Genomic DNA, 26568 nt, shown 5'->3' on the forward strand with positions numbered 1-26568 from the left:
TACCTTTCTACGAAGCATCGTGACAATGTTTGCATGCCAAAACCTGAGCTACAGCCCCCGTTTCACAACCATGGAATCTTGATTACTATTTGTCAACAGTGTCTGTGTGACACTAATTTTTGACAAGCTACAGAATTATTTAATTCTCGTACTTTTTATTTACGCAATCGTTGCCGGAAATTATTTTCTCCAAAAAACAGCGCATGAACCGACCAATTCTGCTCAAAAGACAAGGGCTGAAATGGGCTACAGAACAGACTCATACAGGATTTTTGTCCATACCGGAGACAAAGGCACAGCATGCAAAATGCAGGGGAAATATTTAGAAGTGTTGTAACAACAGTACGGTTACGGACCTGATTATGTTAATGTACCACCATAACATTGGTGTAAAAATTATAATTCTTTGACGTAATTCTCATGATGTACGCTCCTGCTTCCAGACCGCTCACATCCACTGTCAGCGTCTTATTATCCATCTGCAGGTCCTTCTCATATACCAACACACCCATGAAACTTGTCATGCTTACTTTAGCTTTTTCGTTCACAGTACCGGTGAAATGAAGATGCATGATTCCTGATGCAGGATTGGGGTACACTTTCTCAAAATATCCTCCGAAGAGTGCTTCCACTTCCAGATCTGCAGATGCCAGACTGGGGTTGCCAGCTACGTCGTGGGCAGCATTGGCGGCCAGCTTCAGAGTAACCATGCCATCGTACTGAGGTGTGACCAGGACCGTCATTACGTTGTTACTCACACTGGTCAGATCAGAAATAATAGCATTGGTAGCAGTCAGATAACTCAGGTCAAAATCAGCTATCGCCTCACTGAAACTGATGTAGACAATAAATGCATGCCTGAGCGGCGAAGTTTCTATTGTATTCAGTGTAACGGCTGGTCGTTTTCTGTCTATCACAATTTTGCTGTTATCTGTTGTAGTAGTAATAGTGGCCCCGGCATTTCCATGCAGATCTTTAAAGTCGATGGAGAACGGGACTGATCCATCAGGATCAATTGCTGTCACTGTATATCTGCCAACGTACTCTTTGGCGCCTACCATATTAACAACGACAGGCTTACCCAGTATGGTGATCTCCGGTAGATAGATATTATCATCTACCGTAAAATAAACCGTGATCACATCATCTGTAGTGGCATAGGAAGGATTCTGATTGCTGGATAGCATCGCCACCGACATAGCGCCAGGAATGGTAACATCTGTTACGATGGGAATAGCTGTACCCGGCAGACTTACATTCTTCGCCAGATCAGTTGCTGTGGCCCTGATATTGTGGTTTCCATCAGCCAGTAAGTTGGCCGTAAAGGCCGACGACCAACTGCCGCCTGCATCAGTAGTGGCGGTGGTCAGCACATTGCCGTCAATATATACAGTGATCAGGGTATTAGGTTCAGCAGTGCCGCTGATCAGCATATCAGTGGTATTGAATACGGCATTGGGAACAGGTATGTTGATAACAGGTGCAGCAGGCGCATTCCCGTCAATCACAATTGTGCGCTGGCCGGCAATAGAACCCGCACTACCGGGCACAGGTAATGAAAGTGAAGCTATGGAGCCACCACCACCCCGAATAACAGCGCCATTGAAAAGCAATGCATCCGTACCGGTATAATCCAGTTTGGCAGTGGTATCTCCTGTATTTACAGTATAGGCAAAAGCGAGCGTATTCGTATTATCTCCGGAAATATATAAAGCAGTTCTGTTCACAGGATTTGTGCCCAGTATAAGCGCGGGTGTACCTCCGCTTACCCTAACTACCTGATCGAAAGTAACGTTAAAGGTAATCGTGCTGCCAACGCCATAAATACCACTGGCGGCATTGGTAGAAATAGTGGTAACAACAGGTGTTGTATCCATATCCCGGACTCCAGTCCCTCCACTGTTCCCGTTCTTCACTTGTATGCCGGTTGGCTGGGTACAAAGCTCACTGTCTGTAATACTGTTATTCCGTGCATGAATAAAAATAGAAGAGACCAGGCAATAAATAATGGTTAGAGCCACTGAGGGAAGTAGACTCCTAGTTGGTATAGTCATCAGGTTTTCCGGATAGTTAAATTACATTCAAAGTAAGGAATTGTTTTCTGAAAAAAGAATAAAAATGTTATATATGTAATACAGTAAAGCGCCGTCTGATAACTCAGACGACGCTTTCAGAATTACCCGACTGGGTATTAACTAGTTATCCTTTAATCGTTTTAACAACTCTTCTTTACTAACGGTCACCTGTTCTCCGATTGCCTTTCCGTTGCTGTAAGTAATGACACTCAAATTTGTTGCACCAGGTGGAAAAATCAGCGGCTGTCCGGTATAACGCGGGTACCAGTTATCAGGATCGGAATTATCAAATGAGTAATAAATATCCAATCCCTTGATCTCTGTTGATAACTGTACCGACAATTCTCCGCCATTGCTTTGCTGAGGTTTTACAATCGCATTCCAGGCGCTGCGGGAATATTTGATCTGAGCAGTGTCCATGCGGACAAATTCTATCTCCATCCTGTTAATGAAATCATCCCAGTTACGTTTTGATTTCGGGCTCCAGTACACTTCAGACAATGCCAATGCTCTCGGCCAGGTCATGTATTGAATGTGCCTGTAATTGGATACGGATTCCGTCCACAGATTGCCTTGTCCACCGAGGATGTACTGCTCATCCACTCCTTCCGGCACCGGGTCGTAATTGTATGAATCAGTCAGACGACACATACCGTAAGTAGGCGGTTCTGCAGCAGGATCTCCCTGGTACAGGTCGAGGTAACAAAAGTCCCAGGGGCTCATTACCACATGATGGTTTTGCTTTGCTGCTTCAATGCCGCCCTTCATGCCTCTCCAGCTCATAACAGTCGCCTCCGGCGCTAATCCTCCTTCCAGGATCTCATCCCATCCGATCAGCTTTTTACCTTTGCTCTTCAACATTTTTTCCATGCGTTTCACGAAATAGCTCTGCAGTTCATCCACATTCTTCAGATGCTCCTGCGCCATTCTTTTCTGACACTTCGGGCATTTATCCCAGAAGCCTTTATAAGCTTCATCTCCGCCCACATGAATGTAGTTGAAAGGGAATAAGGCCGCTATCTCAGTGAAGACCTTATCCAGCACCAGGAAAACAGAATCGTTGCCTATACACAATGCATTGTCCTCCATTTTATAGAAACGGCTGCCCGGGTTTACACTGTATTGCAACTGCGTGCAGGACAGGTTAGGATAAGAAGCGATCATAGCCAGGCTATGCGCAGGTACATCTATTTCGGGCAGGATGGTAATGTAACGGGACTGGGCATAGGCTATCACCTCCTTAATATCCTCCTGGGTATAGAAACCGCCGTCAGTAGCAGCTTCTCCCGGCTGGGGCGATTCAAAATTACCCCATCTGCCGGTACGCGGCACACGCCATGCACCGGTTTTTGTCAGTTCAGGCAGGCTCTTTATCTCTATACGCCAGCCATTGTCATCGCTCAGGTGCCAGTGGAAGATGTTGTACTTGTATTTGGCCATTTCATCGATGTAGCGCTTTACCTCTTCCTTGGTATAGAAATGTCGGCTTACGTCCAGCATCAGGCCTCTCCAGCCAAAACGGGGGTAATCCGTAATGGTAGCGCAGGGAACCGCCCAGGTACGGCTAACAGGTTTACGGCTTTCAATATCCGGCGGCAATAGCTGCAGCAAGGTTTGCAGACCATAAAAAACACCTGCCGGACTCCCTGCTGTCAGGGTCATCTCTTTTGGCATTACGGCCAGCGTATACCCTTCCTCTTTTTCGCCCTGTTTCAGGACAATGTTGATCGCCTTTACACCGGGTTCCCTGCTTTGCTTTAAACGGAATCCGGTAGCGGTATTTACATGATCGGAAAACCACTGTAACGTGCCAGCCAGCTGCTTATCCGTAGATGTGGTGGTAATGGCGACATTATTGTCGATAATAAATTCGCCCGGTTGCTCCTGTACGGACACCGGTTCTGGTATAACGTGAACCCTTTTCTGGGCAAAAACCTGCGGGAGCAGGCAGCATAACGCTAAGCATAATAATGCGGGATTCTTCATGGAGAGTTGATTTGTGGGCTATAAGATAACAAATACCGGGCATTTTGGAGGGCAGGTTGTGAACAACGGGGAGAAAATACAAATTCCGGGAAAAAAGCCTGATGGCAATTCTCCCGGAACGATTAAAAATACAGTTGCTGACTCACGATGTTAACGAGGGAAAGGCTGAGTCAATATGTAACTGTATTGCGAAAGTGCAGCCTGCCTTTCGGAGGGGGCTTAATTCAATGGATGAAGAAAGGGTGGCAGGCCAGGGACCAACGCTTAACAAATGTTTACGAACATGCATCGCTTTTTGACGGGCGCCTCATCGGATGACCATCTCCATGGGCTATAATGTAATTAGTTTCAGAAATGTCCCGCCTGGACAAGCAGAACAGCTAAATATCCTCAATATACCATTAAAAAGAGCTGTTCAAATCCTTTCCACCAGCGGATTCCAAACCTTTGCATCTACAAAGGAGTGGACATCCGGCTGATTGATCTTCTGCAAGGCATACTTACTCCGTAAGTAGTTGAGGAAAACAGCATCCTGGGAAGAATGCCTGCCCGCATTATTATGAAAAGGCAAAATATGTTATGCTATGACAGTTTAAATAAGACCTGAAAAATCATTTTACAAACAAGGCTCTTTAGAGATCTTTCATAAGATTATTTCTTTTGTGGTATTAACAATTCTTAACGTAATGGCTTTCTATACGGGGTAATCTCATAAATACAATTCAAATATCGCTAGTCATTCATAAAACGGATAGGACAAAGGCGGCAAATTATCAGCACTTTTTAATTTCTTTTGTCCTATACGCAGCTATATAGCTGCACTGTGATCACTTCTGTACCGTCCCGGCGTGACGCCTTCCGTCTGTTTAAAGATCCTGATAAAATAAGAGGGGTCAGAATAACCAACTTCCATAGCGATATCTGTTATCGTATGCATGGTAGCCAGTAACAACTGCTTGGCCTTTTCTACCCGCTGCTGCAGTATGTATATCTTTACGGTGCTGCCCAGCTTCAACTTGAAAGCGTTTTCCAGCGCACGTTCTGTCAATCCCAGAGCATGTGCACGTTGCTCTACGTTCACATGTTCTTCCGGACATCTGTCTACCCTTTCAATGAATTCATCGATCTCTTTTTCATGCAGTAATATTAGTCTGCTATCCTGCAAAGTAATACGATGCATACTATCCAGGTAAGCGATCACCACATCACTGATACGGTTATTATAGTACTGGGTACGCGCCTGCCCCGTCAGCGGGCAATTCTTCATTTTCTCTATTTCGCTGCGCATAGCGGCGCTCAACCGGATGTAGGGCAGATGTGTCGAAAAACCACTACCGGTCTTTACGGTCTGCAGCATATCCGTTATCTGCGGATAAGTGTCGCTCAGTTCTTCCAGCATGGCTGCCGGCGCCTGGAAATAAACACTGCGGTAATGTTGTCCGGCCGTCAGACTGATAGTATAAGTAACTCCCGGGGCCAGGTATTGCATCCCTATTTTGCCGGGGTGCAGCTGCATGCGGCTGTCAGCATATGTAACACGTATATTGCCGGTCATCATTGTCTGCATGATAATGACCGGCTCTGTGACGGAGAGCAACAATTCCATGTCGGTTGCCGGTTCAGCATATAATTCGCAATAAAAACTGTCGGCCACCTGCACATGCTGTTTGAGCATCGCTCCCCATTTGCCGGATAAGAACAATGCTGCTGTATCCTCAATAGGCAATTTCAATTTACGGTAACGGGTCGGCACAGCATGCGTTACCACTACGTCCTGCACTAAATAGTGAGGTAACCGGAACTCAATTGGCATATTGGTAAGGTTTTTATGATAGAATAAATGGTATCTACTTCCTGGTCTCTGTATTCAACAGGCCCAGCGCGAAAAGAAATTTGTTTACGAACGAAAAAGTTTCCGCACTCTTCATACTTTCACTATCATCCTGTTCAGGAGAGAAAGGAAAAGCCAATGACTGGTATGTCCCTTTGCTCACCAGCACCCGAAGGTCTTTTGACTGAAACCCGCCTCCCAGGTAACAGTAATCATTCTCCCCGATATCAATTCCTATATCCTGATGCAGGAACATCATTTCATCATCATTCTGAATAGTATAGATCAATAATTTACTCAGACCAGGCATCAGGTCAAATCTTAACAGCAGATTATCTTCAGTGGCGTTGATCACAGTATACCAGAAACTTCTTTCAAAAAGCTGCAGCTGCTGTATCAATACATTGCACTGGGGCGCCGTATAAAATAAGGGAGGCTTCTCTGAAGACAGATAATGTTCAAGTGATGCAGGTACATTTTCAGTTTGTTGAAATGTCAAAAGTGGATTAAAGTTAACGTCTAGTTTCATGTTAGTTAATTATTAGGTGAGGAAGAGAACGTGGTAGGGATTGCTTTATTCACACTATACTATCCGGGATGGAGATTTAACCAGCTTACAGTTTGTGCTGCGGAGTCGTTGCAGTAATATTGGCGGTTAATTTCCTGAACACCTGGAGGAGTGAAGTATAAACACAATTTCAAAGACAGCGCGTTGAGTATGCGCAAGTAAAGGTTGTCTTCCATTTCAATCAGGTTAACTTTATCTGTACCCTCTTAACTGGGTTCCCAGCAATACTGCAATTGCAGTGCAGTATTGCATTATAGACTAATTGCGACTATTTGAATATACAACATTTCCTACAAAAAAAGTTACAACAATTAATAATAATCATAAGCCGTTCTATTTTATCATATTACGCAAACATCTTCTCATAGCGCGTTTGCTGCAAAGGATGGAGACATTGATGCAGGCGCCGCAGCAGTATCCGGCTGTCCTGCAGACAGCAACTTACAGATCTTCCCTGCAGTATACAGTACATTCACTGCGGCGATATACTCATACCCCATTTTTCTAATATCTGGTAAGCATAAACATTCCGCTTAAACCCGCCATAGATTGACAGATTATCACTAATTTTGCGGCACATATGGCAAAAAAAGTAATTTTACTGGTAGACGATGACATGGACGATCAGGAGCTTTTTGGAGAGGCAATGTCCATCGTGGATAGTGCTGCTACCTGTCACTTTGCTTCTGACGGAGAAGAAGGCTTGCGAATGCTCGACAGCGGCATTCTTCAATGCGATCTTATTTTCCTGGACCTGAATATGCCTAAGATGAATGGCAAACAGTTCCTGGCTGAAATAAAAAAGAACAGCGCCTATCGCGATATTCCTGTTGTTATTTTCACCACCTCACTTAGAGAACAAGATGGCATTGAGACTGCCGAACTCGGTGCATCACACTTCCTGACAAAACCTTCCAGTTTTGGCGAGCTGTGCAAACAGCTTGAAAATGTACTGGCCATAACCCTCGCTTAATAAACCTCCAGTTTATTCCTTTGCAGGCAATTTCGGGAATGGCTGATGCGGTTCCGTTTGGTACCAGTATACAACAGATGAGATATCTGAACGCTGTTGCAGATACCGTCCTCCTTCCCTCCAGCCTCTTTACGGGAAAAAGTACTAAATGAATCTTAAAAAAGAAAAGCATGACTGCAGCTGAATGCAATCATGCTCTTATCAATGACACACACCGTTACCGCAGAAAAGCTATATGGCTCCCTGTTGGGTAAGCAGTTGAGAATAGATGTCGTAATTATCTTTTTCGAAACAGACGAATATTACATTACTTATCTTGTTATCGTTATTAAGGAAATCCGCCACAGCTGTTACTGCTATTTCAGCGGCTACCTGTTTTGGGAAACGATACACACCCGTACTGATATTGGGGAAGGCGATCGTCTTCACGTCATACTTCACAGCCAATGCCAGGCTATTCATGTAAGCATCCCTCAGTAATGCCTTCTCTTCATCATTCCCTTTGTTCCATACAGGCCCGACCGTATGTATAACGTACTTTGCAGGCAGCCTGCCTGCTGTTGTGATGACCGCTTCACCTACAGCGCACCTGCCCTGCTTATCGCGGATCTTACGGCATTCCTCAAGTATAGCAGGTCCTCCTGCCCTATGGATAGCGCCATCTACACCTCCGCCGCCTAATAATGATGAATTAGCCGCATTGACGATGGCGTCTACTTCCATTTTGGTAATATCTCCTTGTAACAGTGTTATTTTCATATTTTATTGTTCCCACTCGAAGTACTCTTCATATCTGTGTGCAAAGACAATCTTATACAAATCTGCTGCCGTTTTCAGATATTCCTGCTCTGTTTTTATAAACTTAGCATCTCTTTTTGCAAAGATCCTGTTTTTTTCGTCTATCAGTCGTATCATCTTCCCCTTGTCAAAATATGCCCTGCATTCCCCGATAGTTATTTTATGTTGATTAAAAGTAGAATCATATATCGGTACTTCATATTCGTAATCCCTATTATAATAAAACACCGGTGCTCCCTTATCATAATACACCTCCAACCGGTATCTGCCCGTCTCTCCAGTTACATCCTGCACCATCAACTGGAGTGTGTCCCCGGTAAAATACCCTTCCAGAACGGCCCCTTCTGTACTGATCCCTAACATATATACTTCAGCAACTCTGTAAGAGCCGATATTTTTATTGACTTCCTGGTACCTTTCTCTAATTTGTTGCAATACGTTTTCCGTCTGCGCAAAACCCTGAAGGCTCAATATCAATAGAAAGGATAATATTCTTAACATAGGGTGGGTATTTACCAAGTTCCAAATTAATAAAATTAATAACTTGTGCCGCTGTAGCATTGCACGTTTAAAGATATTTTTACCCAATGAATCGCAAATCCAAGCCCGCTGCCCTTTTCGTCATTTTGTTCGGTCTCACTATGTTGGTTGGCCTTCCATGGTAGAAGGAGAGGTAAGTGATGTATTGTGTATTTCCGCTGCCGGGGAGAGCAGAACCTACAACTTCAAAAAAGGAGCGTTCCTCTGAGTACACTAAAGAAAGAGGCCGGCAATTACCGGCCTCTGGATCTAAACCTCCTGGTTCTGAGGGAACAGGAAAAATATTATGGACGTTTTAAAAGCCTCCACTCGGCCAGCTGGAATAATGAGCTGTTTTTCACGGCAGATACATTCAGGCGATAGAATTTAAACGCCACCTGGTTGTTGAAGGTATACTTCACCGTCAGGAACCTGGAGCCAAAAGCCTGGTCCCTTTGCGTATCCAACACCGTCCAGTCTGTACCATTGTCCGACCCCTCCAGTGTCCAGTTCTTAGGATCACGTTCGGGGGCGTCATTGGCAGACGTCATGGTATAAGCGCCAGTGGTTTGTGGGGTAGCAAATTCCAGCTGCGCCCAAACCGTAGAGAAATTAAACAACAGGAACTTGGAGTTGATGTTGTTATCGATCAGTTTACCTGATGTTTCGTTCGCATTACTGGTATTCTCGTATTGTGTCTTATAACCGATATTGGTATTGGTAATATCTGTTTCGATCAGTTTGGAAGGATCCAATGTCATCACGATGGTACTGCGCTCCGCATCCAACAGATGCCTGGTGGGGCTGCTAAGACTTAATGCCAGCACCGGTTTATTCTGCACATTCCTTTTCAGAGCTTCTGTTTTCACTACCAGGTTAAATCTGGCCGTATTTGTATTGGCGGGGAATGTCAGCGTGGATGGAATGCTATAATCATCTCCTTCTTTCAGCAATGCAGACCCGCTCAATGTACCGTCATCTATCAATACCTGCGCCGTATCGGGGCTTGCATTGACACTCACGGTAAAGGCGCCTCCTGCCACTCCTCCCAACGTTACACTGACAGGCAATACCACTTCGTTTGTACCCAACACATGATCAGTTCCCGAAGGTTGCTGTAATATACTGCCTGCCGCCGTAAAGGAGATGTAGTGAATATCCTCCTGCCGGATAATTTCTGCAGTATTGATTAATAGAATAGCCATCTTACCGGCAGCATCCAGGGTATTGTTCTTACCCACATCGGAAAGCCCGACAGCCAGCGCCAATGTCTTGCCATAATACCGTTCAATAGCCTGCATACTGATCTGCAGAGGCAGCGTGAATGTATCTATCCCAAACCGGATCTCCGCCATCCTGGGCAACTGATAATAGCTTTCCTCCAGCAACACCGCATCTCCCAGCTGCTGCTGTTCTATCAGGTGCGTGATGGTATCGTTGTTCACATGCACATCTACTGTAAAGATCTTCGGAGCAGTGGCAGAGAGTACGATCTTAACAGGTATATTGAGATAATCGGTTGTTTTGGTGTAATTGTTACCCGCAGGCACAGCTATCCGCCCGTTTGTACTTTGAATGGATATATTCACAGCGTCCAGCTGCTCATCCTGGAACTTGTCATCCTTTTTACAGGATACCATACCAGACAACAGGAGCAGTAACAACACAGGAAGCATATTGCGACTCATATCAGCGTATTTGCAGTTAAAAAATATATTCAGATAGATACATAGGAAGTCACCCATACCCTGCCGTCCATCTGCCATTTGGTATCTACCGCTATCTGCAGCCAGTTCATGATCTGCCGGGCTACATCCACCGGTTGTGGCACCAGTTGCGTCAGGTTGGCGGAGGAATTAGGGCACATCAGGTCACTAAAGTCATCCCACTGGTAGTTGTTATGTATCTGGAAATCGTGTTTGTATTCCGTCTGGTCCTTGAAGACACCGCCAAATCCATCCCTGCAGGGCCAGTATCCAATCAGGTAGTCATGGTAAGGATGAGAAGTAGGTAATTCTTCCGCACAGACATATTCCTTGATCACGTTATCTGGCAATGCAGCCCGCCAGAAACGGATCTCCGTAACATAGGCATTCAGCCAGCGGTTATCATCAGTAACATTTCCCGGTACATATCCCAACGTCAGCGGATCATCTGTATCAAAGTTGCCGTAAGAAGTGATCTCCGCTTCGGTATTAAAGTTCCCGTCGGTGAACAGACGGATGAAACGTTTATTGTCCCTGTTCAGGAACACTGCTGTCAGATCATGCCATTTACCATCACTGATATTGGCGCCGGTCGCCATATTAAAACCAGCGCCATTCTGCCCGTAGTGTACACCCCAACCGTTTGTTTCCAGGGACATAGCCCAGCCGGTATTCTTCCACCAGTCCAGGGACAGGTTGTTGCCAATGATATTAGGATAGGTATAGGAATAGTCACCATAAATGGTCTTATTCTTTTTGATCTTCAGTGCAATGGTCACTTCATTGGTCTTACCAAGGCTCAGGTCCTCCTTGCCTTCGTCAATGGTGGCATATACAGCATCCGCAGCTGTTTTCCCATAGAGGCGCACCGCCTTGCCCGTATAACGGGCTCCCGTATAAGGCCTGTCTATGAAGTTCGGTATATAGCGGGGTGAGTAAAAAATAGTGAAAGTGTTCACTTTCGGATTACTGAGAATGGTGCCGTCATCTTCATCAGGCGGAATATTGAAAGGACCACCCCTGCCGGATGTTACCACCACCAGCCAGTTTTCATGCTGATAATTCTTACGCTGCCGTAGGGCATTCATAATGTTACCGATATATTCATCCACACGCAGGATTGCCGCCTTGTATTCCGGTATGCTGGCATCGTAACCATAAGTCTTACCGGCTGTAGCTACCTGACTAAACTGACCAAATACCAGTCCAGCTGTATCAATCTTCAGTTCGTCCAGGATAGCCTGTTCCGTCGCGTCATCGTCATTACCAAAGGTCCGGTTCACATCTGCGTCAGTGATCAGCATTTTACCCAGTGAATCTGTAGCGCTGTATGCCGCAATTCGGAACGCTGGCATACGCGCTTTAATGTATTTGAAAAAGACAGGATATTGCCCAAGCCTGTTGTCGCTGAAATTACTTTTCACCACACCGTGTTTTTCCTTGCGCACCCCTGTCAGCAGATCTGCCCATGCGGTAGCATCCAGACTAAGGGTATCGCTGATGCTGTTCCAGGAATAGATGGCATTATCGCCCAGCTCAAGCAGGTGTGATGCCTGTGCATTCCGTACAGATTCCCCGCGGGCGCCGTCTACGACGAGAAATAGTATTTTAGGCTGCTTACCGGTCACACCTGTCGTATCTTCATACTCCCTCTCATCGAGCAGCCTGTCATAGCCTTTATTACAGGCTGAAAGCAGTATAACTGTAATGATAACTGCCAGCCGGTTGAAATTCTTCATATATGCGGATAATTTTATCATTTGAATAACAGGCGGACTACATTACTGATCTCTTTATTATTAAAGCGGCTAAATCTTCCCATAATGAGGGCCTGCGTTTGTCCGGAGGTATTGATGGTTTCAAATACCCTAAGCAGGACGCCTGAAAAATCAGCGGTATTGTTATATCCCTGCGCCAGTTTGGCCGTTCTGTCCAACACCATGAACCCACTGCGGTGCACGTTATCATAGCGGGTGAAATTCCCATTCACAACTACCAGTCCGTTACTCAGCTGCTGTGCACAGTAATAACTTTCATTACTTGCCCTCTGTGCAGCGATGAATTGTTCATCAGGCGTACCGTCCGTCCGTAACATCACTAACCCGCTGTGCGCAGTACCATCGAACTTATCAAAGTTGCCCGCCAGCACGAAGCGTTGTGTGGTTTCATTATAACGGATGGAAATAATATCGTTGTCAGCACCACTGCCACCAAAGCCGGGGTCCAGACTGCCATCCAGGTTCAGACGTGCTATATAGGGCGCCGGTTGCCCGTTATAGCGTGTAAAACGACCTACAATGATGATCTTCCCGTCAGCCTGCTGATAAGCGTCGCTGATAGGACCATTAGGGCCATCAAAACTCCTGTGACGCGCCAGGTCATAGTTGAAAGAGGAATCCAGGGTGCCGTCAGGATAAAAGCGTATCAGCTGGCGGACCAGTATACTATCGGTAACGAGTGAATCTCTTTCCTGCAGATAATCTGATTTCCCATATACAAACCGCAGGTAGTAGTTGAAACCACCAATGGCGGTAATACGATTATTATATACAAAGACCCGGTTAATCCTCCCGTCTGTACCGCCATTGAAAGAAGGCACTGTATCCTTGTCAGTAAAAGTGTTCACACTCATAGAGTCAATAGAACCGTTACTATTCAATACGGTGATGTTATGGATCTCTGCCTGATGGATGTCGTAGGAAGCAAAGCTGCCGCCTACCACCAGCTTACCACTGGGCAATACCCCTATACTGTTCAGCGAACCATCAGCTCCTCTTCCCGACTGCAGGCTGCGGTCCATTTCCCCATCGCGGGAAGTCAACACTATCCTGCTGATAGGTCTTACTATGCCTTTACGTTCATAGTCCAGGAAATCGCCTACCAGCAATATCCTTCCGTCAGCAAAGCGATATACATCGCTCACCCAGCTGTTGGCGCCTACCACTACTTTATAGTTGTTGTCGATATCCAGGTTGCCTCTTACTTTGAAAAGGGGGCCGAAGAAGATCTGATCGCCGATAGTCACAGAAGTCACACCAGTACTGGCAGTAACAGGTACTTTCACCTGTATGCCGGTAGAATCCACTTTTACGATCTCTGCGGCCTCTCCGTTAAAGTTGAACAGCAGGGAATCCCTGTATTTCATGAGCCCCTTACCTTTAAAGGTGATCACAGTACCCGGCGCAGCTTCTGACGGATTGGGTATTTCCGTACTTAGCGTTACTCCCAGCGGTTCTTTTCCCCCGGCATAAGGATCATCGTACGCTTTATCTTTTTTACAGGCTGTTACGAAAAGCATCATTAACAGCGCTGCCATTGATATTATTCTCATGTGATACACGCTTTTTATTAACCTCCGTTTTCCATTACAGAGATCATGTCTGCAATGAAGAGATCTCCCTGGAATCCGAAATAGTAATGATCATCCGTCAATGTATGGACGACCCCGTTGTAAGTAGTGATATTACAGGAGGCCACATAATCAATGATCCAGTTCTCCCTGGGCCTTGCAGGATCCGGGATGCAGGCAATGGAGAGCTGCCGGTACCCCACATACTTCACACCGTTATCATCATTATACACAACGCCAATGTTCATAGGCGAGCCATTCCATGACAGGAACCCTTGCCCCGGATAGGTATTCAGCAGGTTATAATCTATCTGAGGATAATCCTTCAGTTCATTACTGCCATGAAACATATACCGCTGCAGGTATTTAAACCAGATCTCCTTTGGTACGTCCGACAGCGCTTTGACAGTATCATGCCCTAAACGGTACAGGTCATAATTAAGGGACCTCATCAAACGCAGCACACTTCTGTCAGTCGGCGCGAAGAAAGTAAGCGTATCACTGTTAAAAACCTCTTCCATACCCGCCAGTCTTACAATCGTAGCCACGGTATCAAAATAGAAAGGTACAGCGTCCAGGTAGTCCAGTGTAGTTCCTTTAAAAACAGGATCGTGGGTACCGGAATCCTGATAGTATTTATCTTTATTACAGGCGCACAAACCCAGTAAGAGGGCAGCCATAAAGCACAGTATTGTCCGCATAAGTATTATTTTATCTTAACCAATAATTGTTCAGTTGCATATAGGGATTGTTATCCAGCGCAGCAGTATTGATAGGCCATGTCCAGCCACCGTTATCGAACTGCGCCTGTGTAAGCGGATAGTAACACCATTGCTGGTTCGTCACCCTGCCGGTACGCACCACATCAAAATAATAGTGACCTTCCATCATCAGCTCTTTTGCCCTTTCCGTAAAAATGGCGTCCTTCAGTGCCTGGCCTGTTCCTCCCTGGTATAACGTCGTCTTTGCACGCTGCCTGATCATGTTCATCAAACGGATGGCTTCATCTGTCTGTCCCAGTTCTGCCAATGCTTCTGCTCTCAGCAGGATGGCGCCGGCATACCGCAATACAATGAGGTTGTTATCCACATTCACGTCCGAATTACCCTGCTCGTAAAGGCTGTTATACTTGAGAAACATGAAAGTGCCATCGTTGGCAAACATCTGTGAGTCGAACCACATCTGGATCCTGGCATCGGGCACACCCGATGGATACAGGCGCCGCAGATACTCTGCACGGAAGTAACAGAAGCTATACTGGTGGTTCCAGGCAGGACGTTTATACGGGTAATGCACCACCAGCTCGGAAAGGTCATTCCATTTCTCTGCCAGTCCTTCTCCATAGTTGGAGCTGATCACGATATCAAACAGGCTTTCCCTTGAACGGCCTTTGAAGATGGTAAATGACTCTTCTATCGGCAATAGCATATAAGCGCCGCTTTTCATCAGTTCATCACCCAGATCAGCTGTAGTCTGATAATGATTTTGTGCGTTTGCTTTATCGAAACCGGCATTCCACATATGCATTTCCATCAACAGTCCGATAGCAGATCCCCGACTGGTACGGGCACCCTGGTAAGCAGGCTCCGTAAAGCTCCAGGGCAACGCTTCCAATACCGCTGTCAGGTCTGCAATACAATTGTTCATTACTGTCACCATTTTCTCCCTCGGTAATGGCGCCTGGTGATAAGCATCTGTGTAGTACACCACATCTCCCCATAGCCTTACCATGATGAAATAGGAAAGACAGCGCATAAAGGTGGCTTCTGCTTTATAAGTCTTTTTACGGGCCTCGTCCAGGTCGGGTATAGCCCTTCTGTCCACTTCATAGATAAGGATATTACAGGCCTGTATCACGCGATAGAAAGGCTTCCAGTCTGCCAGCATATAGAGATCGAAGATGTCCCAGAAATCTTTTCCTGCCGGCCTGTAAATAACCGGTATCAGGTCATTTTTGGCTACATATTCCACGAAGGTCCTGTCAGACCCGTCCCCCTTCGGCGACATGGCCAGCATCCCCCCCCTTGCTTCCCCCGCCAGGGCAAACAGCGGACAGGAACCTGAAGCATCCCTGAACAGGCCATAGATATCCCATATATTATCTTCTACATCTTTCGCTGATTTGAAGAACGTGTTCCCTGAAAGCCGGTCCAGCGGCTCCACATTCAGGAACTTCTTACACCCGTACTGACTGCAAAGCAGTAAACAGGCAGTGATATAAATAAACCTCCGGAGCATAGCAATACTTTTAAAGACATTAGAATTCAACATTCATCCCGAAGTTGTAACTACGGGCAATCGGATAACCTCCTGACTGATCGCGCCCCAGAGCAGATACGTTCTCCGGATTAGGGCCGCTATACGGCGAGAAGGTGATCAGGTTATTGGCAGACAGGTACATACGGACAGAGTTGATGCTGTAACGGCTTGTAAACTTCCTGTTCACCAGGTAAGCCAGCGTCATGGTATTCACCTTGAAGTACGAGCCATCTTCCTGTATCAGCGTCTGATCATAGCGGTAAGGCCTGATGTCGTTGTAGCGTTTGTAGTCAAAAGGATTAGGATATTTCGCAGTGGACCCCTGCCCTTTCCAGTAGTCGACATCACTGAAATCGACCATCGCTTTCTTATTATAAGGATCTCCCAGGAACTGCATTCTCTCTGCGAATGCGTTATTCAGGATATCCCTGATGAGCGTGAAAGAAGTGCTGATGTTGAGAGAGAAGTTCTTCCAGTTCACGTAAGACTGTATACCACCAGTGATCAGCGGTTGTGAATTACCGGCAGGCACATAATCATTTCCATCCAGGATGTAGTTACCATCCACATCTTTCCAGATAGGATCTCCTGCTTTAAAGTAAGTACCATTTGCGGTACGGAAACGTTGACCGGTAGCAGGATCTACAGGCACATCCGCATCGGTGGCGTAAACGCCCTCCGTCTTCAGCAGATAGTTGGTAAGACTGTTACGTCCCACACGGAACAATGTATGCTGACTAGTCGAATTGTCATATTGCACCAGTTGTCTTGCGCCGTTCGGAAGACTGGTCAGCACGTCTTTGTTCAAGGCGCCATTGAGTGAAATGGTCCACTGTACCGCACTCGTACGTGGCAACGGACGGAAGGTGAAGGTCAGCTCATATCCGTAGTTGATCAGTGAAGTTTCATTAGTAGTGATCTCATTGAAGCCGGTAATATTGGACAATGATTTGGTACGCAGCAGGTTCTTCACGGTTTTATAGTATCCGTCGAAGATCACCTCTAACCTGCTGTCAAAGAACCCTGCCTCAAAACCAAAGTTATACTGTGTCGTGGCAGTGGGCTGCAGATAGGTATTGGGCAGCTGGCCGAAGTTAATGCCTAAGCGGGGATTCGCATTATAAGTACCTCGTGGATCATAGGTACCGTAGATGGAAAAGATATCACCGGTAGGTACAATGTTCTGCCCCCAGCTACCACGCAGTGATCCATAGGTCAGCCATTTACTGCTGCTCAGACCCGGTTCCTTGTTGAAGTTCCAACGGATACCAATGGCGGGGTTCTTGGAGTATGGATCCTCAAAACCGCTGCTGGATGTGCCATCCATACGGTAACTGAAATCCACTACATACTTCTGCTTGTAGTTGTAGGAAAATGTTCCTGCAAAGGAGGCCACGTGCTGTTTGCTGTAGTTATCCAGGAGACCTCCTCCGCGGGAAGCATATCCATCATAACCGAGCGGTCCTTCGTATTGGTTATTCGGCGTTTTTTCCTGCTGAATCACCTGTGCCTGGAAACCGCGGTTATAGAATTCGTTAAAAGCAGAAATGAAGAAATTATGGTTTGTATTCAGGATATAGTTATATGATATCGTATTGCGGTTGTACAGTGTATACTTCCGGTCATTGTAAGCATAGATCTGAGAGAAATCATTATGAGCCTCTGCAGGAGTGAATCTGTCTTCCGTATTGGAAGCATATTCATAACTCACGCTGGAACCAAGGTTCAGGCCCTGTATTAATTGATAGCTCACATCAAGACTGCTGCGCACGTTTCCCGTTTTGTTGTCATTCCTGGTGTTCAATGCAGATAACACGCCGGCAGTACTTTGGTAAAAAGAAGGTCCCGGCAGTAATGATGAGGCAGACGCGTTACTCGATACCCCGCTCTGTGTAAGGCCATTACCATCGCCCTTATTCCTTCTACCCACCTGCGTGGACAAAGTAGTAAACACTCTGAATTTGGGATTAGGCTGATACAGCATATTCGTATTAATAGAATAACGGTCAAATCCTGTATTGCGGATCACCCCATTTTCATGATAGTACCCCAGGTCTACCTTATAGTTAAACTTAGGATCACCACCGCTGATATTCACGTTGTGCGTCTGGTTGTAAGTAGTAGCATAGAAAACATTCTGCCAGTCTGTGGAGTTGTTGTAATATGGATTCAGACTATCCGCCAGGAAAGGCTGGTTAGAGATCTTGTAAATATCCTCCATGTTATTTCCTCCATAGATCATTCCCAGCCTTATTCTTCTCTCTTCCTTACCACCTATGGTAGGGCGTAGTTTAGGAGGGTTATTGATGAAGAAGTTACCCGTATATCTTACTATGGGGATAGGAGAACTACCACGCCTTGTCGTGATCAGGATCACACCATATGCGCCTCTTGATCCATACAAGGCCGTAGCCTGCGAGTCTTTCAGGATCTCCATACTTTCAATGTCTTCCGGAGGAATCAGTGATAAAGGGCTTACGCCTGGTCCCGCCGATTGATATCCATATTCAAAGTTGGCATCTGCCTCTACCGGTACCCCATCTATTACATATAGCGGAGACGTGGGAGAAAGAAAGGCGTCATTACCACTACCGGTAACGCTGATATTGGACAAACCCCTGATTTGTATGATACCACGGCCACCCGGTGTACCGGTATTGTTCTGAATATTCAGACCTGCTACGCGCCCCTGTAAGAGTTGTTCCACATTCGATACAGGAATATCCTGCAGCTCCTTACCGCTTACGATCACGGCAGAACCTGTGGTAACCTCCCTGGTCTTCTTCTGGTAACCGATCACGACCGCTTCATTCAGTTTATTCTCCGTTACCACCAGCCTTATCACCAGATCACGTTTGTCTTTCAGTTTAAACTTATAATCTGAAAAGCCGATATAGCGGAACAACAAAGCAGCATCCGGTACAACAGATACACTGAAAGCACCTGAAGCATTAGTAACGCCTACTGCTTTAGGCGGAGTACCCGCCATGATGCTTACGCCCACCAGCGGTTCATTGGTCTGGGCATCCCTTACTACGCCCTTCACCTGTATTTTCTCCTGTGCCTGCGCCACCAGTACCGGCAGCAACAGTAACAGTCCTATCATTTTATATAAACGCAGACATTGCATAGTCACAGTTTTTTGTGTTGTTAACTCATTCATCCCTGAACCTTGGATTATTCCGGAAATAGAAAATGATCTCCCAGTCGCCTTTCTGATAAATATTGAAATTCAGGTCCAGTACGCCGATTTCCCTGATATTCCCAAATCCCAGCCTGCTGAAGCTGAACTTCACATATGCCTGCGAGCCGTCTCCATTCGTATATCTTGTTTTAAAGCGCATTACGGGGATCGGATAAGCCACCTGGTAGTTCACCTCCGTTGCCGTCATCTGTTTATTGAAGCCGTGTAAAAGGGAATCCCAGGGCGTAAGATTGAACTTCTCAGGATTGATAGGCAGGGAATCCTTATCCATGAACTTGAAGGATAAAGAATTGCCGTCTCCTTTGCGATGAAAGAATACCCTGACACTATCGCCTTTCAATTGCAGATTGGTGCCATCATCTATCATGTTGTATACACCCGGGTGATTGTAGATCAGCTCAAATATGGATGAATCATTAGGATTGGGATAATTCGCGCGATGTGCGCCTGTGATCGCATCATACTCATAAGGCGCATAAGCTTGTTCCTTGAATGGCATCAGGGAAAGGTCTTTATACATGTTGGTGCCACCGGAATTGGAGGCTTCCACATCGAACAAATAACCAGAGTCAGGTTGCTGTCGCATGGAGATGCCCTTTGCTTCCGCCCAGAGTACAAAATCGCCTGACTGTTGTCTGACTTCAAAAACAGAATGGGTTTCTATACCACGTTTGGCTTCTATCTCTGCCAGTGATTTTTCCTCGCCGGTATAAGTCGCTTTCCAGACCAGTGCTTCTACTTTCTGTTCAAAATCATTGGTAGCTTTACCATCCTTCTTATACCTTACGTTCAGTATGCGGAAATTGATGGGGGTTGTAGAGTTATCTGTATTAAAGATCTGGGAATATAAAGTGGTCCGCCCCAGTATAGGAGAGAATACCCGCTGGTTATACACCGCGCGCTTGCTGAGGTAGTCGAGATCGTCTGCCGCCCATTTACGGCAGGCGAAGAACAACAATGATAAAGACAGTAATATAAAAAGTCGTCGCATGGGTAGTAATGTTTTAGTTTAATGGCCGGAATGTGACAGACTTCACATCGAACCCTTCGTGATCTACAAAAAAGCGCATCACATGCGTCCCTTTAGTCAGATAGACACTGGTGGTGACGTTTTGTCTTTTATGATAATTGCCAGTGTTAGGCATTTTCAGCTGGCCTGTAACATCCACTCCGTCAAACTCAAGGTGAACAACCCCATCACTCCTTTCAGAACCGGCGAGTATGTATGTGTTATAATATCCTGTCTCTTTTACCACTACTGTGTAGTTCATCCATTCGCCCGTACCCGTCCAGCCCACCTGGTAGCCGCCGCCTTCGTTTTTAGCGAAGTCGATGTCCACACCTTCATTCGGACGGTATTTACCACCATTGTTACCTGTGTTGTCATCATGATAAGCTACCCCTTCACCGCCGCTGTCATAGTCTTCCAGGGTGATCACACCGGGGATAGTCATCGGGGCACCTTTACGTAAAAACTTGAGGAAACGCAGATCGTAATTGGCGAAATCGAAGTATAGCTTCATGAGATGGCGGCCTGCGGTCAGTTGTATTGTTGTAGTAATATCACGGAAAGTATCATAGCCGCCAGTCCCCGGCATCACCAGAGCACTGCCCACTATCGGCTTTCCATCCATCTCAAGGTGTACCCTGCCATCACTGCCACCGCTACCATAACGCAAGGTCATATCATACTCACCGGTCTCTGTTACTTCAACCGTGTAGTCCATCCACTCTCCTGTTTCTGTCCAGCCTACTTTCAGGCCAGCTTCACCGGCAGTAGCAATATCTACCTGGTCGGCCGGACGATATTGTCCTCCCTGGTTGTTCAGGGAGAAATCCAGGTAAGCAACCTTATTACCACCGCGATTGAATTGTTCCAGTCCTACTACGCCGGGTATGTAGAAAGGAAATTCATTCCACGGAGAAGACACAGTAGGGTTCATCCTCGGGATAAATTCATCAAAGCCGAACATGTGATCTTTATCCAGCACATTCACCAGTCCTGTTTTGGTCTTAATGTCAATAGCCACTGTGCTGGCGTTACTCCAGCGATTGGTGTAGATCACGCCCTTCGTGTCACTGAAGGTGATCACGCCAGGCCCGCCGTTCACGTGGCCTTCCGCATCCGTACGATTGAACTTACCATGCATGGGATAGTTATACCTTATAGCTGTCAGTCCGATACCATCCTGCAACACCATAGTGCGGGAGGCAAATGTATCCCTGACAATGTAGCGGCATACGAGCGTATCCAGTTGCTCATAAGGTATAGTGTTGATAAACATATGTGCCCTTCCCTGAATAGTGCGGAGCGTATTCATGTTTTCAATCGCCTGTTTGAAGCTGGCGTCAGTAGGAGCGAATACGGTATACAAACCAGACTTCAATGTATCCGTCAGGTGTACCCTTTCCACTGCCAGCAGGAAGGAATCATATTGATGTTCGCTTTGCAGGAACTCGAGGGTACTACCATCAAATTCCTTCAGCTGGTTCTCATAACTGTAGTACCCACTGTCCTTTTTGCAAGCCGGGAATAACAACAGTATTCCCAGTCCTGCTACCAGGAGCCTCTTTATGCTGATCATATATCTTATCGTTTTTATCATTGCCAATAGGGATTCTGGGTGATCAATGGATTTTGTTTGATGACCTCATCTGCCACCGGCCAATAGATACCACCCTTGGCAATCAGCTCCATAAAAGCAGGATCATTCTGTTTGATCTTGTTGTAGCGAATGAGATCAAACCAGCGCCAGCCCTCTCCCATCAATTCTTTACGCCGCTCTTTGAAAATGGCGTCTATCAGGTCGCCTTCCCTGGCACTGTCATAACGTTTTATCCTGCGCAGGTCCCTGATGGTGTTCAGCAGATCAATGGCCCGCTGCTGCTCTCCGATTACTGCCAACGCTTCCGCCTGCAGCAATGCAATATTCTCAAGCCGGGTAATAACAATGGTGCTGGAATATATCCTGAAAGAAGGATCAGAAGTATTACCATCCTGTATCACTTTTATCTTACTGAAGATGGGGATCTGACTGTTGAAGTTGGAGAAGTAACGTTGGGAAGTAGGCACACCGGTTAGTGTATCAAGGCTGAAACGTTCATCCACCGGCTGGTCGAACACTGAAAGTATAGTGTCTTTCGGTACATAGATATCCGGTAGTGCTTTATTGATAACAGGTTCTGCCAGTGTCATTTCTTCCAGGTGACCAGAGAAGGATGCATCCACATGGCCCCAGTCAAAATTGAAAGCAAGGATATGGTTATCTTTCTTCCATTTGAAAAAACCATTACCGCTCACCAGTTCATCGGTACCAACATAATAGCTGCCGCCTTTGGAATAATTGTCCAGTACAAACTGACCATATACAGATGCATCTACATACTTTCCCTGCCATGCGGCCACATGAGCAAGGATAGCATAAGCCGTATGTTTACGTGCCAGTACGCCAAACCAGCGGGTGCTGCTTTCATTGTAGTAGGCACCTGATTGTTGCGGATCATCTGCGCTGTATTTATATGGAAGATCTGCCGCAGACTGCACCAGTTCTTTCTCCACGAATGCGAGTACCGTCTGTTTATCTTCTCTTGGTTTATTGGCAAACTCACCGTCATGTGATGAAGTGATCAGCGGCACATCTCCCCATACAGATACGAGGAAGAAATAAACGTATGCCCGTATGCAACGCATCTGTGCAATATCCACGCGCATATTCTCTTCAGAGTATTTCGGATCGCGTGCTTTTACTTCGCCCACATGCTCCAGGAACATATTGGCAGCATTGATCACAGCATAAAAACGGCGCCAGTTGGACAATGATTCCAGTAAGGGATAGGCTGCCCGTAGATCATTACGGATAATGGCTTTCATATCCTGCCGCTGCAAAGCATAAAAGTCTCCCTTGCGCAATTCGCCATACATCCACCAGGCATTATTGTCTGCCATGGCAGCCCGCAGGAGGCCATAAACAGCTACCAACGCCGTACGTGTATCTTCATGCGAGTTCCAGAAATTCTCCTCCGATACAGCATGAGAAGAATTAATATCCAGCAGTTTTTTGCAACCGGTAAAAGTGGTGCAATAGAAGATGATTGTTATCAGGAATAAGCGTTTCATCAGAGATCCATTTTTAACCCTATTGTATATGTCCTGGATAATGGCAGGGAATAGCCAGTATCAAAACCATTGAAATCGACCAGCTCAGGGTCTCCCCCTGTATAAGGCGTAATCGTAAAAACATTTGTCGCAGTAGCATAGATCGCCAATCCATTGATCTTGCCTTTTTTGTTCCACCACTTTGCAGTGGTCACATCATACTGCAAAGACAGTGTACGCAGTTTCAGGAAGGAACCATTTTCCAGGAACAGGTCCTGGTCTATACGGTAGGCATCTACCGTGCTCCAGGGATTGTATAAAGGGTACTTGTCATAGTTGCCCACCTTGCTCCAGAATGTGATCTCTTTCACCGCACTCATATCAATTTTCCCTTCCCTGTTAATGAAGTCAAAACGATCTGCCACTTCTGCATTCATCACCTTTCTGCCAAGTGCGTAATAGAAGGACAAGCCAAGCGTAAAGCCTTTCCAGTAGAAGTCATTATTAAAACCACCGGAGATAACAGGTGATACATGGCCCTTCAGCACCTTATCCTTATCATCGATCACATTATCGCCGTTGATATCCTTCCAGCGGGGATCGCCCGCCATCAAAGGAATGCCTTTGTAATTCAGGCGCTTCCCTTCTCCCTGGCTTGTAGGAATGTCTGCATCCCGGTTATAGATGCCTTCATTCTCCAGTACCCAGTATTGATCTATGGAATTACCCACCTTTAACAGCTTGCTGCCATTGGCAACAGTCAGTTCCTTCAGACCGTCCGGTAAAGCAAGTAATGTGTTCTTATTATAGTTAAGCGTGATGCCAGGCACCCATTGTATAGCGCTCTTTGCAGGCAATACCGCTGCTTTCAGGGCAAGATCTATCCCACGATTGCGTACTGTCATTCCGTTCTTGTAGCGGAAGTTATAGCCGTATTCCGCCGAAAAAGGCACACCCACCAGCATGTTATGATCAGTCTTGTTGTAAAGATCAAGGGAGACCTGCAGTTTATTGTTCAGTAATGCGGAACTGACATTTACATTCAGCTGGTCTGTATAAGGCCATGTGATGCCATAGCCGATATAACCGGAAGAGTAGCCACGGCTGATGCCCGGAAAACCGTTGTAGGAGAAGCGAACGGGGTTATTACTGAATGAAAGGTCGGAAGTATATTGTGGCCCTTCACCAAAACGGTCGTCCGGCATCAGCCTGCCTACTCTTCCCCAGGTGGTTTGCAGTTTTAATGCATTGATGGTATGGTTATCCTTTAACCAGGTATTTTTGACATTCAAGCCTGCTGTGAATGTGGGAGTAAATAACCACCAGTTGTCAGGCTGCGCGCTGGAAGAACCGTCTGCACGTAACAGTACGGAGAAATCCAGTTGATCATTATAGGAATAAGCAGCGCGGCCATAGAAAGACAATAAGCGGTCGCGTTGTTTGTCAAGGAAAGAGAAGATCAATGCATGATCGAACGATTTTGGCGACAGGTATTCTGTTTTTGTATTATCTGAATGTAACAGGTTAATACGGATCAGGTCATTAGGGCCTTTGTAGGCATAGGCATAATTATACCTGTGATAATCTGCCTGAAATCCTTCTCCAGCTTCAATAGTCACGCGATGCTTCTGTTTAAAGGTATGATCATAACTGATGGTATTATTGAACAGTACCCGCTGATTATACCCGAAATAGTTAGACAGATAGTTCACTGTCTCCAGCAGAGTGCTCGGATAGAACAGATCTCTCAGTCCTTCATTATAATCAAAACCGAATTGTGAATTGATCTGCAGACTATTGGACAGCTTTATATTGATCTTAAAATACCCGTTAATCTCGTTGGTTTTGTTATCGTCGAATGATTTGGTGAACTCATGCAGGTACTGTCCATAGTATTGTTTATTAGGTGGCAATGGGCTGCTCAGGTCAGGCAGGTACTGCATTTCAGCAAATCTGTCACGCAGCCATCTGCTCCGTGTTCTTTCCAGTCTTGAAGCGCTGATCATGGAGGATACGGTGAATCCCGGCAACGGCACCATGTTGATCTCGAACATAGCATTGTACCTGTCCATCCTGCTATTGTCTGCAGTATTGGCGGAACGCTGATTACCGGCAGCAAACCTGAAGTTAGCCCTGTCAGTTCCACTGGAAAGACTGGCATTTACGCCATACACAGGTGTGTTCTTAAAATAAAGATCTGTCCAGTTGGAAGGCCCATAGTAGGCATTATTCGTAGAGTCACGCAAATAAAGCGGATAAGTCTGCAATTGCTCAGTGGTAGCGTATTTATCGTAGAACCGCTGACGGAAATCATTTTCAAACTTTGCGTTCGTCGTATAGATATGTGGCCGTTGTACCATACCAAAGTAGGTATTGAAACTGATCTTCCGGCGGACCGTAACAGGCGCTTTGGTAGTAAGGAGGATTACACCGCCATTCGCAGCACGCGGCCCGTATAATGCAGCTCTGCCAAAGTCTTTCACGACTTCTATCTTCTCGATATTATTCATATCGATGGCGGATAACAAGTTGGTAGCCGGCCCCAGATGATTATATCCAAACAGCTGAATGTCAAAAGTGAAAGGATGATCCATGATAAGTGGAATGCCATCCAGTACAATGGTAGGCTGTGATTCGTAGATATCCTTGCTCGAAATGAAAGGGATAGCCGTACCCCTCAAAGCAATGCTGGTAAAGCCTCCAGACTCTCCACTGGGTTCTTGTATGTATACCCCCGCAGTATTTCCCTTTAATAGTTGTTGTAATGAAGCATAAGGATAAATATGCTCACGTTCAGGTGATATGGAATCCGCTTTTGTCACCCTCACCACCGGATGATATTGTTTAACCGTATCCTGTGAAAAGGCATACTGTGGGCAATACACAGCCAGGCACGTGATGAAGATCCGTACAAGTACACGCATAACGTATATGATTTAAGATAGGCAGAGCTGATCACCACAGTGATGAAAGCACACTGAGTAATCGATTACATCCTGTATTTAAAATTGAATTTATTAGAAGGTATAGACCAACAATGATAGGCCTTCCCCCCGCGTAGCTAAACGCTAAAAGTGGTATTTATACTTGAGTGAACTGGGTGAACAACACCGAACCTGACCCGTGGAAACTATAACGTGAAATAAATAATATGCAGTGTTGCTGCATTGGACTTAGTATCTCTTAACTGCTTGTATAAAACG

Annotated in this window: 17 protein-coding genes; 1 reads left to right on the plus strand and 16 read right to left on the minus strand. The window is 46.0% G+C overall.

The window, feature by feature from the left end; all coding sequences use genetic code 11:
• Positions 1-365 precede the first annotated feature (365 nt).
• The 4 genes from F3I09_RS10320 to F3I09_RS10335 all read right to left on the minus strand — a co-directional run bounded on the left by F3I09_RS10320 (position 366) and on the right by F3I09_RS10335 (position 6421).
• The gene (locus F3I09_RS10320) at positions 366-2021 is read right to left on the minus strand and encodes a T9SS type A sorting domain-containing protein (RefSeq protein ID WP_188133759.1); all 1656 of its coding nucleotides are present in this window, start codon (positions 2019-2021) and stop codon (positions 366-368) included.
• A 174-nt stretch (positions 2022-2195) separates the two neighbouring features.
• Complete coding sequence (locus F3I09_RS10325) at positions 2196-4061, minus strand: beta-N-acetylhexosaminidase (RefSeq protein WP_149694972.1); 1866 nt, start codon at positions 4059-4061, stop codon at positions 2196-2198.
• 808 nt (positions 4062-4869) lie between these two features.
• Positions 4870-5874 (minus strand): helix-turn-helix transcriptional regulator, encoded by a 1005-nt coding sequence (locus F3I09_RS10330; protein WP_149694973.1) that lies wholly within the window; start codon positions 5872-5874, stop codon positions 4870-4872.
• Between the two features lie 34 nt (positions 5875-5908).
• Entirely contained in the window at positions 5909-6421 is a 513-nt protein-coding gene (locus F3I09_RS10335; protein ID WP_149694974.1) for a hypothetical protein, read from the minus strand.
• Between the two features lie 619 nt (positions 6422-7040).
• Between F3I09_RS10335 and F3I09_RS10340 the strand changes: the two genes are divergently transcribed.
• Positions 7041-7433 carry a response regulator gene (locus F3I09_RS10340; RefSeq protein ID WP_149694975.1) on the plus strand — a complete coding sequence of 131 codons (393 nt, stop codon included), beginning with the start codon at positions 7041-7043 and terminating at the stop codon, positions 7431-7433.
• A gap of 231 nt (positions 7434-7664) precedes the next feature.
• On the opposite strand, the gene F3I09_RS10350 is transcribed toward F3I09_RS10340, so the two are convergent.
• The 12 genes from F3I09_RS10350 to F3I09_RS10405 form a co-directional block, all read right to left on the minus strand.
• Positions 7665-8192: an O-acetyl-ADP-ribose deacetylase gene (locus F3I09_RS10350; RefSeq protein WP_149694976.1), complete on the minus strand. Its 528-nt coding sequence runs from the start codon at positions 8190-8192 to the stop codon at positions 7665-7667.
• Positions 8193-8195: 3 nt separating this feature from the next.
• Entirely contained in the window at positions 8196-8732 is a 537-nt protein-coding gene (locus tag F3I09_RS10355) for a hypothetical protein (protein ID WP_149694977.1), read from the minus strand.
• 323 nt (positions 8733-9055) lie between these two features.
• Entirely contained in the window at positions 9056-10438 is a 1383-nt protein-coding gene (locus F3I09_RS10360) for a discoidin domain-containing protein (RefSeq protein WP_188133760.1), read from the minus strand.
• A gap of 29 nt (positions 10439-10467) precedes the next feature.
• Positions 10468-12195 (minus strand): alkaline phosphatase family protein, encoded by a 1728-nt coding sequence (locus F3I09_RS10365; protein ID WP_188133761.1) that lies wholly within the window; start codon positions 12193-12195, stop codon positions 10468-10470.
• A gap of 17 nt (positions 12196-12212) precedes the next feature.
• Positions 12213-13787 carry a DUF5008 domain-containing protein gene (locus tag F3I09_RS10370; protein WP_149694980.1) on the minus strand — a complete coding sequence of 525 codons (1575 nt, stop codon included), beginning with the start codon at positions 13785-13787 and terminating at the stop codon, positions 12213-12215.
• Positions 13788-13804: 17 nt separating this feature from the next.
• A complete protein-coding gene (locus F3I09_RS10375) occupies positions 13805-14506 on the minus strand; it encodes a hypothetical protein (protein ID WP_149694981.1) in 702 nt (233 codons plus the stop codon).
• Between the two features lie 10 nt (positions 14507-14516).
• Positions 14517-16043, minus strand: a complete 1527-nt coding sequence (locus tag F3I09_RS10380; RefSeq protein WP_188133762.1) for a RagB/SusD family nutrient uptake outer membrane protein — start codon at positions 16041-16043, stop codon at positions 14517-14519.
• Positions 16044-16062: 19 nt separating this feature from the next.
• On the minus strand, positions 16063-19194 hold the full coding sequence (locus F3I09_RS10385; protein ID WP_223233206.1) for a SusC/RagA family TonB-linked outer membrane protein: 3132 nt from the start codon (positions 19192-19194) through the stop codon (positions 16063-16065).
• A 25-nt stretch (positions 19195-19219) separates the two neighbouring features.
• Entirely contained in the window at positions 19220-20260 is a 1041-nt protein-coding gene (locus tag F3I09_RS10390) for a DUF5007 domain-containing protein (RefSeq protein WP_149694984.1), read from the minus strand.
• A 13-nt stretch (positions 20261-20273) separates the two neighbouring features.
• A complete protein-coding gene (locus F3I09_RS10395) occupies positions 20274-21854 on the minus strand; it encodes a carbohydrate-binding protein (RefSeq protein ID WP_188133763.1) in 1581 nt (526 codons plus the stop codon).
• 17 nt (positions 21855-21871) lie between these two features.
• Positions 21872-23386 carry a RagB/SusD family nutrient uptake outer membrane protein gene (locus F3I09_RS10400; RefSeq protein ID WP_149694986.1) on the minus strand — a complete coding sequence of 505 codons (1515 nt, stop codon included), beginning with the start codon at positions 23384-23386 and terminating at the stop codon, positions 21872-21874.
• Positions 23386-26289 carry a SusC/RagA family TonB-linked outer membrane protein gene (locus F3I09_RS10405; RefSeq protein WP_149694987.1) on the minus strand — a complete coding sequence of 968 codons (2904 nt, stop codon included), beginning with the start codon at positions 26287-26289 and terminating at the stop codon, positions 23386-23388. Before F3I09_RS10405 ends, F3I09_RS10400 begins: the two co-directional genes overlap by 1 nt.
• Positions 26290-26568: the final 279 nt, after the last annotated feature.

The sequence above is a fragment of the Chitinophaga sp. CF418 genome, from assembly GCF_900142925.1.
Lineage (GTDB): Bacteria > Bacteroidota > Bacteroidia > Chitinophagales > Chitinophagaceae > Chitinophaga.